General features: G+C 57.7%; 13 protein-coding genes. 6 read left to right on the forward strand and 7 right to left on the reverse strand.

Translation table 11 applies throughout. The annotated features are described in order from the left end of the window. Positions 1–83: 83 nt before the first annotated feature. From AC1DWM_RS17550 to AC1DWM_RS17560, 3 genes are all read right to left on the reverse strand, one after another. The gene (locus AC1DWM_RS17550) at positions 84–839 is read right to left on the reverse strand and encodes a DeoR/GlpR family transcriptional regulator (RefSeq protein ID WP_007916700.1); all 756 of its coding nucleotides are present in this window, start codon (positions 837–839) and stop codon (positions 84–86) included. Positions 840–934: 95 nt separating this feature from the next. Beyond that, complete coding sequence (gene glpK, locus AC1DWM_RS17555; protein ID WP_223512096.1) at positions 935–2,440, reverse strand: glycerol kinase GlpK; 1,506 nt, start codon at positions 2,438–2,440, stop codon at positions 935–937. 75 nt (positions 2,441–2,515) lie between these two features. Continuing rightward, complete coding sequence (locus AC1DWM_RS17560; protein ID WP_477795771.1) at positions 2,516–3,367, reverse strand: MIP/aquaporin family protein; 852 nt, start codon at positions 3,365–3,367, stop codon at positions 2,516–2,518. A 371-nt stretch (positions 3,368–3,738) separates the two neighbouring features. Here AC1DWM_RS17560 and ybaK point away from each other — a divergent pair, with 371 nt between their 5' ends. Both ybaK and AC1DWM_RS17570 read left to right on the forward strand, forming a co-directional pair. Next, entirely contained in the window at positions 3,739–4,209 is a 471-nt protein-coding gene (gene ybaK / locus AC1DWM_RS17565; RefSeq protein ID WP_223512094.1) for a Cys-tRNA(Pro) deacylase, read from the forward strand. A gap of 108 nt (positions 4,210–4,317) precedes the next feature. Beyond that, positions 4,318–5,100, forward strand: coding sequence for a PhzF family phenazine biosynthesis protein (locus tag AC1DWM_RS17570; protein ID WP_223512093.1), 783 nt, complete (start codon positions 4,318–4,320; stop codon positions 5,098–5,100). 112 nt (positions 5,101–5,212) lie between these two features. Here AC1DWM_RS17570 and AC1DWM_RS17575 read toward each other — a convergent pair whose 3' ends face one another. Both AC1DWM_RS17575 and argF read right to left on the reverse strand, forming a co-directional pair. After that, positions 5,213–6,322: an ABC transporter ATP-binding protein gene (locus tag AC1DWM_RS17575; RefSeq protein WP_223512092.1), complete on the reverse strand. Its 1,110-nt coding sequence runs from the start codon at positions 6,320–6,322 to the stop codon at positions 5,213–5,215. After that, complete coding sequence (gene argF, locus AC1DWM_RS17580; RefSeq protein ID WP_223512091.1) at positions 6,319–7,239, reverse strand: ornithine carbamoyltransferase; 921 nt, start codon at positions 7,237–7,239, stop codon at positions 6,319–6,321. Before argF ends, AC1DWM_RS17575 begins: the two co-directional genes overlap by 4 nt. Positions 7,240–7,708: 469 nt before the next feature. On the opposite strand from argF, the gene AC1DWM_RS17585 reads away from it, so the two are divergent. The 4 genes from AC1DWM_RS17585 (at position 7,709) to grxD (ending at position 10,988) form a co-directional block, all read left to right on the forward strand. Continuing rightward, positions 7,709–7,915, forward strand: coding sequence for a hypothetical protein (locus AC1DWM_RS17585; RefSeq protein WP_477795772.1), 207 nt, complete (start codon positions 7,709–7,711; stop codon positions 7,913–7,915). 19 nt (positions 7,916–7,934) lie between these two features. Then, positions 7,935–8,231 carry a hypothetical protein gene (locus AC1DWM_RS17590; protein WP_477795773.1) on the forward strand — a complete coding sequence of 99 codons (297 nt, stop codon included), beginning with the start codon at positions 7,935–7,937 and terminating at the stop codon, positions 8,229–8,231. Between the two features lie 212 nt (positions 8,232–8,443). Then, positions 8,444–10,549, forward strand: coding sequence for a molybdopterin oxidoreductase family protein (locus AC1DWM_RS17595; protein WP_477795774.1), 2,106 nt, complete (start codon positions 8,444–8,446; stop codon positions 10,547–10,549). A gap of 97 nt (positions 10,550–10,646) precedes the next feature. After that, positions 10,647–10,988, forward strand: a complete 342-nt coding sequence (gene grxD / locus AC1DWM_RS17600) for a Grx4 family monothiol glutaredoxin (protein WP_007943565.1) — start codon at positions 10,647–10,649, stop codon at positions 10,986–10,988. Between the two features lie 173 nt (positions 10,989–11,161). Here grxD and bfr read toward each other — a convergent pair whose 3' ends face one another. Then, a complete protein-coding gene (gene bfr / locus AC1DWM_RS17605) occupies positions 11,162–11,638 on the reverse strand; it encodes a bacterioferritin (protein ID WP_046026484.1) in 477 nt (158 codons plus the stop codon). A 198-nt stretch (positions 11,639–11,836) separates the two neighbouring features. Beyond that, positions 11,837–12,055, reverse strand: a complete 219-nt coding sequence (locus tag AC1DWM_RS17610) for a bacterioferritin-associated ferredoxin (RefSeq protein WP_007943567.1) — start codon at positions 12,053–12,055, stop codon at positions 11,837–11,839. Positions 12,056–12,228 lie beyond the last annotated feature (173 nt).

Here is a 12,228-nt window from a genome sequence, read left to right on the forward strand (position 1 = left end):
CGCTATCGCCGGCAAGCCGTGCTCCTACAGGCCGCTATCGCCGGCAAGCCGTGCTCCTACAGGTTGTCTAACCGTCCTCGGTGTTAAACGACTTCCAAGCGAATCTTGTGCTGACTCAACAACTGCGCCAACGCCGGCACCGGTTGCTGATCAGTGACCAGGCAATCGATGAGGCTGATCGGCCCCAAACGAATCATGGCGTTGCGCCCGAATTTGCTGGAGTCCGCTGCCAGTATCACCTGCCGCGCATTGGCAATGATCGCCTGCGACACCCGTACTTCCTGATAATCGAAGTCCAGCAGGCTGCCGTCTTCATCAATGCCGCTGATGCCTACCAGCGCGAAGTCGACTTTGAACTGGTTGATAAAGTCGACACTCGCCTGACCGACCACACCACCGTCACGCCGCACGTTGCCACCGGTCAGCAGAACGTCGAAGTCGTCCTTGGCGCTGAGCATCGAGGCCACGTGCAGGTTGTTGGTGATGATTTTCAGGTGATTGTGATTGAGCAGCGCCCGGGCAATCGATTCGGTGGTGGTACCGATATTGATGAATAGCGAGGCGTGATCGGGGATCTGTGCGGCAATGGCTTCGCCGATACGCTGTTTCTCATCGCGCATCTGGTCGGCGCGCATGGCGTAGGCGGTATTTTCGACACTGGAGTCGTAGGCGGCGCCACCGTGGTAGCGACGTAATAAATTAGCTTCCGCGAGCTGATTGATATCGCGGCGGATGGTCTGCGGTGTAACGACGAACAGCGTAGCCATTTCTTCGATACTGACGTAGCCGCGTTCGCGGACCAGTTCGAGGATTTGCTGCTGACGGGGAGGCAGATTCATGGGGCTTCCTTTGGGCTGCCGTGCAAAATTTGCCCATGATGCCGCAGGAATCTGCTCCCGACCAGTTACAACCCTATTCGCAACCTGTTGTTGGCTTATTCAGCGCCTTCATGGGGTTCCCAGTCGCGGGTGCGGCTGACGGCTTTTTTCCAGCCGGCGTAGAGTTTTTCCTTCGCGGCTTCGTCCAGGGTCGGTTCGAATTCGCGCTCGATCACTGCCTTGCCGCGTAGTTCTTCCAGGCTGCCCCAGAAACCGCACGCCAGGCCAGCCAGGTACGCGGCACCCAGTGCGGTGGTTTCTCGCATTTGCGGACGCTCGACCCGAGTGCCGAGGATGTCTGCCTGGAATTGCATCAGGAAGTTGTTCGCCACCGCGCCACCGTCCACACGCAGGGATTTCAAACGTTCACCGGAATCCTGTTGCATGGCGTCGAGCACATCGCGGGTCTGGTAGGCAATCGACTCCAGCGCGGCACGAATGATGTGATCCACGCGTACGCCGCGAGTCAGGCCGAACAGCGCGCCACGGGCATACGGGTCCCAGTACGGCGCGCCCAGTCCGGTGAAGGCCGGCACCAGGTACACGCCGTTGCTGTCCTTGACCTTATTGGCGAAGTATTCGGTGTCGTGGGCGTCGTTGATGATCTTCAGTTCATCACGCAGCCATTGAACTGTGGAGCCGCCGTTGAACACTGCGCCTTCCAATGCGTAGGCGACTTCGCCACGCGGGCCGCACGCGATTGTGGTCAACATGCCGTGCTTGGACTTCACCGCTTTGTCGCCGGTGTTCATCAACAGGAAGCAGCCGGTGCCATAGGTGTTTTTCGCCTGGCCGGGCTCAACGCACATCTGGCCGAACAGGGCAGCCTGTTGGTCACCGGCGATACCGCCGATGGCAATGCCGCTTTTGGTGTGGCCGTAGATTTCGGAGGAGGACTTCACTTGCGGCAGCATTTCGCGCGGAATATCCAGCACCTCCAGCATCTTCGCGTCCCACTCCAGCGTGTGGATGTTGAAGAGCATGGTGCGCGAGGCGTTGGTGTAGTCGGTGACGTGGACTTTGCCGCCGGTAAATTTCCAGATCAGCCAGCTGTCGACGGTGCCGAACAGCAGTTCGCCGTTGCGCGCACGCTCACGGCTGCCTTCGACGTTGTCGAGGATCCACTTTAGCTTGGTGCCGGAAAAGTACGGGTCGGTGACAAGGCCCGTGGTGTCGCTGATGTATTGCTCGTGACCGTCGCGCTTGAGCTGCTGGCAGATTTCGGTGCTGCGGCGGCACTGCCAGACGATCGCGTTGTAGATCGGGCGGCCGGTGGTCTTGTCCCAGACCACGGTGGTTTCGCGCTGGTTGGTGATGCCGATGGCCGCGACCTGGTCGTGATGCAGGCCGGCTTGTGCCAGGGCCTCGACCATCACGGCGCTTTGGGTGGCGAAGATTTCCATCGGATCATGTTCAACCCAGCCGGCTTGCGGGTAATGCTGTGCGAATTCGCGCTGGGCGGTGCTGACCACATTCGCGTCGCGGTCGAAGACGATCGCGCGGGAGCTGGTCGTACCCTGATCGAGGGCAACGATGTAGTTCTTATTCTGAGTATCGGTCATGTCGATTGCCTTGGACGAAATAAGGAAGTGAGGTCAGGCGCGCAACCCCATTCGCAGGATCATGCGCCTACGGTATCAAGAAGTTCTTGGTTTGCCGTCAATGGTCGGTGTTGCGTCCTTTGTAGCAGGTGTGGCGCTGGGCAGATGACGGGCAATCAGCCCGCGATAAGCGGCAGCACCGAGGCAGGCACCGACAATCGGTGCAAAAACAGGAATCAGGAAGTACGGAATATCACGTCCGCCAGTGAAGGAAATTTCACCCCAGCCAGCGAAGAAAGTCATCAGCTTCGGTCCGAAATCACGCGCCGGGTTCATCGCGAAACCGGTCAGTGGCCCCATCGAGCTGCCAATCACCGCAATCAGCAAGCCGATCAGCAGCGGCGCCATCGGCCCGTTTGGCAGACCGTTGTTGTCGTCGGTCAGGGACATGATCACGCCCATCAGGATCGCGGTGATGATCACTTCGACCAGGAACGCCTGGGCGGTGGTCAGGGCCGGGTTGGGGAAGGTCGAAAACACCGACGCCAATTCCAGGCTTGCCTGGGTGCCACGAACCATATGGTGGATTTGTTCGAAATCGAAGAACAGATTGCTGTACAGCGTGTAAACCAACAGTGCGCCGCAGAAGGCGCCCGCCACTTGGGCGAGAATATAAAACGGCAATTTACGTTTTTCGAAGTCAGCGAAAATGCTCAGGGCGATGCTGACAGCGGGGTTGAGATGCGCGCCGGAAATTCCTGCGGTCAGGTAGATCGCCATGCTGACGCCGACGCCCCAGATGATGCTGATTTCCCACAAGCCAAAGCTGGCGCCCGCGACTTTGAGCGCGGCGACACAGCCTGTACCGAAAAAAATTAGCAGCGCTGTCCCCAGAAACTCGGCCATGCATTGGCTCGAAAGCGACGGTTGTTGTAAAGCAGTTGTCATTGAAAACCTCAGTTGTTTTTGTTGTCTGGCGCTTTTTTCATCATGGTCGAAGCGCGATTTTCACCAAGCCAGGATCCCCATCCTGGTTTTGGCTTACTGCTCGGTGCTGCGGTAGGACTTTTCGTTCGTATTCAGATTCGAAAAAATATAGACAAGAAACATRGCTGTCAAAGGTCGAAAGTGAACTATCAGTCATAATTCAACTATTAGTCATGTGAATGATCGAGTTGTTCATTCGGCGCTTCTTGCGCGGACGAACGGTAAAAAGCGTCGCCTGCCCTTGAAAACAGGGGCGCAATAGAGCCTTTTGCGAGTCAATGACCTAGAATCCAGCGCAGGATTTTTCTACTGCCGCCCAGTCTGGAGCTGTCATGACCCCCGCATTGGATTTGTTGAAAAAAGTTCGAGCCGAACATCGTGTGCACAGTTACGAACATGATCCCAAAGCCGCGTCCTATGGATTGGAGGCTGCAGAGAAGCTGGGGCTCGACCCGGCGCAGGTGTTCAAGACCTTGCTGGCGGCCAGCGAAAAAGGTGAATTGCTGGTGGCGGTGGTGCCGGTTGGCGGGAGTCTGGATTTGAAGCATCTGGCTCATGCAGCGGGCGTGAAAAAAGTCGAAATGGCCGATCCGGCTGCTGCGCAACGATCCACCGGTTATTTGTTGGGCGGCATTAGCCCGCTGGGGCAGAAAAAGCGTTTGCGCACCTTTATCGATAATTCGGCTCAGCCTTTTGCCAGCATTTTTGTCAGTGCCGGTCGGCGTGGCCTGGAAGTCGAGTTGGCGCCGGCAGTTTTGGCGGAACACACTCAGGCCAAGTTCGCCGATATCGGCCGCGTTTGAAGTCAGTGATGAGGTGCAGCGCTGTATGGTGAAAATCAGACCGCGCTGTCACTGGTGCGGGTCAGTCCAGCGCGGCATGCTGGTTGACCTGACAAAAGGGAGAAGGTCATGCAACTTGAATTTCACCAGGTCGATGCGTTCAGTGATCGGCCGTTCAGTGGCAACCCGGCGATGGTTTATCGACTCGATGCGTGGCTCGCCGATGAGCTGATGCAGAAAATTGCCGCTGAACACAACCTGGCCGAAACTGCCTTCGTGGTGCGCGAAGGACAGGGTTGGCACATTCGCTGGTTTACCCCGACCACGGAGGTGCCGTTGTGCGGCCACGCGACGTTGGCCAGCGCCTATGTGTTGTTTGAAATCTATAAAGAACCCACCGAGCGTCTGGACTTCATTTGCAAGTCCGGACCATTGAGTGTGAGCCGTGACGGTGAGCGTTTGTGGTTGGACTTCCCGGCGATTACTGCGGCGCAAGTGGGCGTCACCCTGGACGTCGAGCGCGCCCTGGGTGTCGAAGTGGTCGATGTGCTGGGTTCAAACGAGTTGTTTGTGGTGCTGGAGTCCGAGCAGGCTGTGCTTGATTGCCAGCCGGACATGGTCGCGCTGGCTAAGTTGCCCTGGCCGGGGGCGATCGTGACCGCCAAAGGCAGCAAGCATGATTTTGTCTCCCGCTATTTCGCGCCAGCGATTGGCATCAACGAAGACCCGGTGACCGGCTCGACTCATTGCAGCCTGATTCCGTATTGGTCGAAACGGTTGGGTAAATCGAGCCTGACCGCTTATCAATGCTCGAAACGCGGCGGGGAATTGTTCTGCCGGCTGGAAGGCGACCGAGTGAAGATTGGCGGGAATGCGACGCTGGTTGCGAGCGGAACGTTGATGCTGGGTTAACGCTGATCTTTGTAGGAGCAAAGCTTGCTCGCGATGAACGATGACGCGGTGCGTCAGCTAAACCGCGGCGATGCTATCGCGAGCAAGCTTTGCTCCTACAGAAGCGGGGGAGTCAGTTGGCGTTGCTGTAGCGGCGCACACCCGATTCGACTGCCGGAATCTGCGCGGCAGTGCTACCGGACGCCTGAAACAACACCAGGTGTTCAGCCGCCACACGAATACCGACGTCAGCACCGACCTGCCGATCCACATGACTCGGGAAAATCGATTCCAGCTGCGCCCCGGTCGGCATCTGCAACCGGTACAACGTCGATGCGCCCTGGAACGACTTGCCGACAATCCGCGCCTTCAATGCACTGTCTGGCGCATAAACGATATCGTCCGGACGCAGCAACACATCCACCGCACTACCGACTGGCCAGGTGTAGGCACGATTACCGCGCAACTCACCCAGTTCGGTCTGCACCGACTCCGGGCTGCTCAACTGGCCACGGATGAAATAACCCTGGCCGATGAAGCTGGCTACAAACGGTGTCAGCGGTTCGTGATACAGGTTGTAGGGGGTGTCCCATTGTTCCAGGCGACCTTCCTTGAACACGCCGACATGATCGCTGACCGCGAAGGCTTCTTCCTGGTCGTGAGTTACCAGAATCGCGCTGGTGCCACGGGCCTTGAGAATGTCGCGCACTTCATGACTGAGTTTGCGCCGTAGTTCGCCATCGAGGTTGGAGAACGGTTCGTCGAGCAGCAGCAGTTGCGGTTCCGGCGCCAAGGCGCGGGCCAAGGCAACACGCTGTTGCTGGCCGCCGGACAGTTCATGCGGGAATCGCTTGCCGAGGTTTTTCAGGTTGACCAGTTCCAGCAGCTCTTCGGTGACGCGGTCCTTTTGCGGGTGCTTGCGGATCCCGAAGGCGATGTTGTCGGCCACGCTCAAATGCGGAAACAGCGCGTAGTCCTGGAACACCATGCCGATCCGGCGTTTCTCCGGAGCGAGGGTGAAGCCGGCGCGGGAAAGCGTCTCGCCCGCCAGCGTGATTTCACCTTCATGCACTGGTTCAAAACCGGCAATCGCCCGCAACGTGGTGGTCTTGCCGCAACCCGAGGAGCCGAGCAGGCAACCGATGTCACCGGCATTCAAATGCAGGTTGAGGTTTTGCACGACCCGCTGGTCTTGATAGCCGCAAGCGAGGTTACGCAGGTTAAGCAGTAATGGCTGGCTCATGCGTGGTGATACGCCGGTTCAACGAGAAACTCGAGCAGGGCCTTTTGTGCATGAAGCCGGTTTTCCGCTTGATCCCAGGCCACGGAGCGTTTGTCGTCGAGCAGGTCGACGCTGATCTCTTCGCCGCGGTGGGCCGGCAGGCAGTGCATGAACAGCACATCGTCTGCTGCGAGGTCGAGCAGGGCGCGATTGACCTGGTAGGGCGCGAACAGCTTCAAGCGCTTGGCGGTTTCTTCTTCCTGGCCCATGGAGGTCCAGACGTCGGTGCTCACCAGGTGGGCGCCGCGCACAGCGTCCTTTGGATCGCGGACGATGGTCACCCGGTCGCCGGCCTTGGTCACGAACTCAGGGTTGGGTTCATAGCCTTCAGGGCAGGCAACGCGTAGCTGGAAGTCGAACTGGATCGCCGCTTCTATATAGCTGTTGCACATGTTGTTGCCGTCGCCGATCCAGGCCACGGTCTTGCCCTGGATCGAACCGCGATGTTCGAGGAAGGTTTGCATGTCGGCCAGTAACTGGCACGGGTGCAGGTCGTCGGACAGGCCGTTGATCACTGGCACACGGGAGTTGGCGGCGAATTCGGTCAGGGTGCTGTGGGCAAAGGTTCGGATCATCACCGCATCGAGCATGCTCGACATGACGATGGCGCAGTCGCCGATCGGCTCGCCACGGCCCAGTTGCGTATCGCGCGGGGACAGGAAGATCGCCTGGCCGCCGAGCTGGATCATGCCGGCTTCGAAGGAGATCCGGGTGCGGGTCGAGGACTTCTCGAAAATCATCCCCAGGACGCGGTTTTTCAGAGGCTCGAACAGTACGCCGCGGTTACGCAGGTCCTTGAGCTCAACGCCTCGACGGATCACGCTGACCAGCTCTTCGGGCGTGCAATCCATCAGGGAGAGAAAGTGCCTTGCGCTCATCATTGACTACCTTTTTGCTACAAACCGCAGATGCTCAAAGCCTTGTTTAACGGAACAACGGGCGAGACCTGCGGCGTAAGCCGCACGGGGCGACGAAATAGGGGAAGGCGCGATCTTATAATTAAATGTCGCGTCTTACCAATAGGGGGCTTATTTTTACCGCTTCCAACGGTTGCAGCGCTGCAACTGTTCGATGCGGGCGAAGTGGTTGATCTCGTCGCTAAAGTCCAGACCAGCATTTGTACACGGTGCACAAGCGGGTATGCAATAACCGCTGTATTGAGGCGCGCGGATTCAGCGCGCGCACCTGTTTGGGGGCTGCGGGCCGCAAAGGCCTGGTTTTTCAAGGTTGGCGTTGTTTACTGTTACGGTTTTACAAGCCGGTATCTGGTCATGCTCAGGTATCCTCTGCCTCATTGCGAGATGTCGACTGAATCAAGTCAAAAACACCCCATGGAGGGAACCCTGTATGTCGATCGAAAAAACCGGGTACGCGGGCCTGACACGTCTTCGCCGTGTTTCTCCGGCTTTTGATATGGCTGTGCTTTCCACGGTCATGGGCTTCGCGATTATCGCCAGCACGATTTACCCCGGGCTCCCGAGCGCAGTGGTGGGAGCCATCATTGGTGCTTTTATCGGGGTGAAGAATTTCAAGGACGATACGAGGGCAGATTGATTCGACCCAGTGTTTGGTGGTGGGTGGATTGATCGCAACTGGAATCTATCTGGGGGCTTCACTGCTCTACCGCTCAACGCCTGACCTGAAGCATGGAGCAGCATTAGTGGTCGCGTGGTTTACCGTAGTGAGCGTCGTCGACATTGCGTTGCAGGTCTATCAAGCTGAACCTCATCAACTGGGCATCCTGGCAAACCAGAAAGCGATCATCCTGATCGGGTCAGGGGTCATGCTTTGGTTGGCTGTCGGGGGCATATGGACGGCATTGATTTCACCTCTAAAGAAGAAGGCGTTGAAGGCTTCTCAAGCCCGGTGACGTGTGTCTTCATGGTGAGCTGCCGATGTGTTTTCTACTGCCAGGTGCTGGGTTATAACTAGCTGACGAGTGACGCAATTGCGAGCGGCCATCGGCTGGCCTGATAGTCGCCGATTCACAAGACGAACGTCGCTGGCGCAGCAGCGGGTCTGGCGCCATAGTTTTGTTCCCGCGGCCGCTATTGCCCGCCCAGAACAAGACAGAGACTGGCCATGACCAAGACTCTCCATCACCGTGCCTGCCACCTGTGTGAAGCCATCTGTGGCTTGACGATCGAAACCTCCGAGGTCGATGGCGCTGTGCAAATCACCTCGATCAAAGGCGATGCGCTGGATACGTTCAGCCGCGGGCACATCTGCCCCAAAGCGGTGGCCCTGCAAGATATTCAGAACGATCCGGATCGTCTGCGTCAGCCGATGCTGCGAGTGGGTAGCGAGTGGCAGCCTATCGCGTGGGAAGACGCCTTCAACCTTGTCGCCGAGCGCCTGGCGGCGATTCAGGAGCGGCACGGGCAGAACGCGGTGGCGGTGTACCAAGGCAACCCCAGCGTGCATAACTACGGGTTGATGACCCACAGCAATTACTTCCTCGGTCTGCTGAAAACCCGCAACCGCTTTTCCGCAACGTCGGTCGATCAGTTGCCGCATCACCTGACCAGCCATTTGATGTACGGCCATGGGTTGTTGTTGCCGATCCCGGACATCGATCACACCGATTTCATGCTGATCCTGGGCGGTAATCCTCTGGCGTCCAACGGCAGCATCATGACCGTGCCGGATGTAGAAAAACGCTTGAAGGCGATTCAGGCCCGGGGCGGCAAAGTGGTGGTGGTCGACCCGCGCCGCAGCGAAACCGCCGTGATGGCCGACCAGCATCTATTCGTGCGGCCGGGTGGCGATGCGGCCTTGTTGTTCGGGTTGCTCAATACCTTGTTTACTGAAAATCTGACTCGTGACAGCCATCTGCCGGTTGACGGTCTGGATGATGTGCGTCAGTCCATCGCCACGTTCACCGCCGAAGCCATGAGCCCGTTGTGCGCGGTGCCGGCCGAACAGATCCGCCAACTGGCCCGGGATTTCGCGGCTGCGCCGACAGCGGTGTGTTATGGCCGCATGGGCGTCTCGACCCAAGCGTTCGGTACGCTGTGCCATTGGCTGGTGCAACTGATTAATCTGGTCACCGGCAACCTTGATCGGGTCGGTGGCGCGCTGTGCACCGAGCCGGCGGTGGATTTGGTGGCGTCCACGTCGGGCGGGCATTTCAATCGCTGGCAAAGCCGCGTGTCCGGTCGTCCGGAATACGGCGGTGAGCTGCCGGTGTCGGCCTTGGCCGAAGAAATGCTCACCGAAGGGGACGGGCAGGTGCGCGCGCTGATCACCGTCGCCGGCAATCCGGTGTTATCAACACCCAATGGCCGGCAACTGGAGCAGGCGCTGGATGGCCTGGAGTTCATGGTCAGCGTCGACCTGTACATCAATGAAACCACGCGCTATGCCGACCTGATTCTGCCGTCGACCTCGGCGCTGGAAAACGATCACTACGACACGACGTTCAACATGTTCGCGGTGCGTAACGTGACTCGCTTCAACAGGGCGATTCTGGCCAAGCCTGAAGGTGCCCTGCATGACTGGGAGATCTTCGTCGGCCTTGCCAAGGCGTTTGCCGCCAGGACCGGCAAGGAATTGAAGCCAACCATCGCGCCAGCGCGAATGATCGATCTTGGCTTGCGGATGGGGCTATATGGCGACGCTTCGGAGCATAAACTCTCGCTGGCAACCTTGTTCGATCATCCTCATGGGATCGACCTGGGCGCACTGAAATCCAACCTCGCGCCACGCCTGAAAACCACCAATCAACGAGTGCAGGCAGCGCCGCCGGCGATCCTTGCCGACCTTGCGCGCTTCGCCGCGCTAGAGGCACCGGGTGCTGATCAGTTACTGATGATTGGTCGCCGTCATGTGCGCAGCAACAACTCGTGGATGCACAACTATCACCGTCTGGTGAAGGGCAAGCCACGCCATCAATTGCTGATGCACCCGGACGATCTGGCCAGTCGCGGGCTCAATGACGGCCAGCGCGTGCGGGTGAGTTCGCGGGTTGGCATGATCGAAGTGGAAGTGCTCGCCACCCTGGACATGATGAGAGGCGTGGTCAGCCTGCCGCACGGCTGGGGGCATGCGCGGCCGGGTGTGCAGATGACGATTGCCAGTGGTCAGCCGGGTTCCAGTGCCAACGACCTGACTGACGAGTGTCAGCTTGATGAGTTGTCGGGGAATGCGGCGTTGAACGGGGTGCCGGTGACGGTGGTGGCGGCGTGATCGTGTCTGTCGGGCAGACCGAGCATGGCGCTCGGGTTTCCGTTACAATGCGCCACCGAGCCGACCTCTGAGTCGGAAAGTTCAGCCGAGGTGCTCCATGGATATCATCGAAACGATTAAAGAGCAGATTGCTAACAACACCATTCTGCTTTACATGAAAGGTTCGCCGAATGCCCCGCAGTGTGGCTTCTCCGCGAAAGCCGCGCAGGCCGTGATGGCATGTGGCGAAAAGTTTGCGTACGTGGACATCCTGCAGAACCCGGAAATCCGCGCCAACCTGCCAAAATACGCCAACTGGCCAACCTTCCCGCAACTGTGGGTCGGTGGTGAGCTGGTCGGTGGTAGCGACATCATGACTGAGATGGCTGCTGACGGTTCGTTGCAGACCACGATCAAAGCGGCTGTTGAAGCGGCTGCTGCCAACAAGACCGAAGCCTGATTCGGTCTCTGTAGGAGCCGAGCTTGCTCGCGATGCAGGCGCCGCGGTTTAGCAAGAACACCGCGTCATCGTTCATCGCTGGCAAGCCATGCTCCTACAGGGGCATTAAAAAAGCCCCGCCTCTTTAAAAGAGTGCGGGGCTTTTTAGTGTCTCGAGTTTAGCGGGCGCTAACTTACTCGTCTTCGCCCATCTGCGATTGCAGATAGTTCTCAAGACCGACTTTATCGATCAGGCCCAGTTGGGTTTCCAGCCAGTCGATATGTTCTTCTTCGGACTCAAGAATGTCTTCGAGCAGTTCACGGCTACCGAAGTCGCCAACCGTTTCGCAATGAGCAATAGCGACTTTCAGATCGGCATGACCAATGCGTTCGATACGCAGGTCGCACTCAAGCATTTCCTTGGTGTGTTCGCCGATGTGCAGCTTGCCCAGGTCCTGGACGTTCGGCAGGCCTTCAAGGAACAGGATGCGCTTGATCAGCTTGTCCGCGTGCTTCATCTCGTCGATGGATTCGTGGTACTCGTGCTTGCCAAGCTTGTTCAGGCCCCAATCTTCATACATGCGGGCATGCAAAAAGTATTGATTGATCGCGACCAGCTCATTGGCAAGGATCTTGTTGAGATGCTGGATGACTGTAACGTCGCCTTTCATGATGGGGTCCTGCCCTAAGTAGCTGTCTATAAGGCTGAGTTTGAGCCGCGTATGTAAGAGTGTCAAACCTAAGTTATTGAAACTTATATGAAAATTAATCGGAATAAGAATGTTTGTGTTCCGCGTCTAGGGCGTAAGCAGTTGATTTTCAGACATAAAAAAACCGGACATCAAGTCCGGTTCTTTGAAACTAAGTAATTAAGCGGCAGTAAATTCTACAGGGAAAGGTATGGCTGCCTGGGCCGATTGCAATTTGGTCAGGGTTTCGCGAACCACTTCCTTTGCAAGGCAGGCGCATTTGCCGCATTGGCTGGCTACGCCAGTGGCCTGACGGACTTCCTTATAGCTGCAGCAACCTTCATAGATTGCATCGCGGATTTGACCGTCGGTGACGCCAGTGCAGAGGCAGACATACATAAGTGAAAACCGTCGCTGGTTGTGACTCAATTGCGATGGATCTTAATGTTAACGAGAATGATTGTCAAAGTGCTTTCTGAAGGCTTCGCGTTAAAAGCGGACGTGACCGACGAACGGTTTTCATCCGGGTAATCTCCCGGTCACTGTAACAACGGTAAATTTACGCTCCTGCA

This window comes from Pseudomonas sp. P4_C8 (assembly GCF_056401975.1).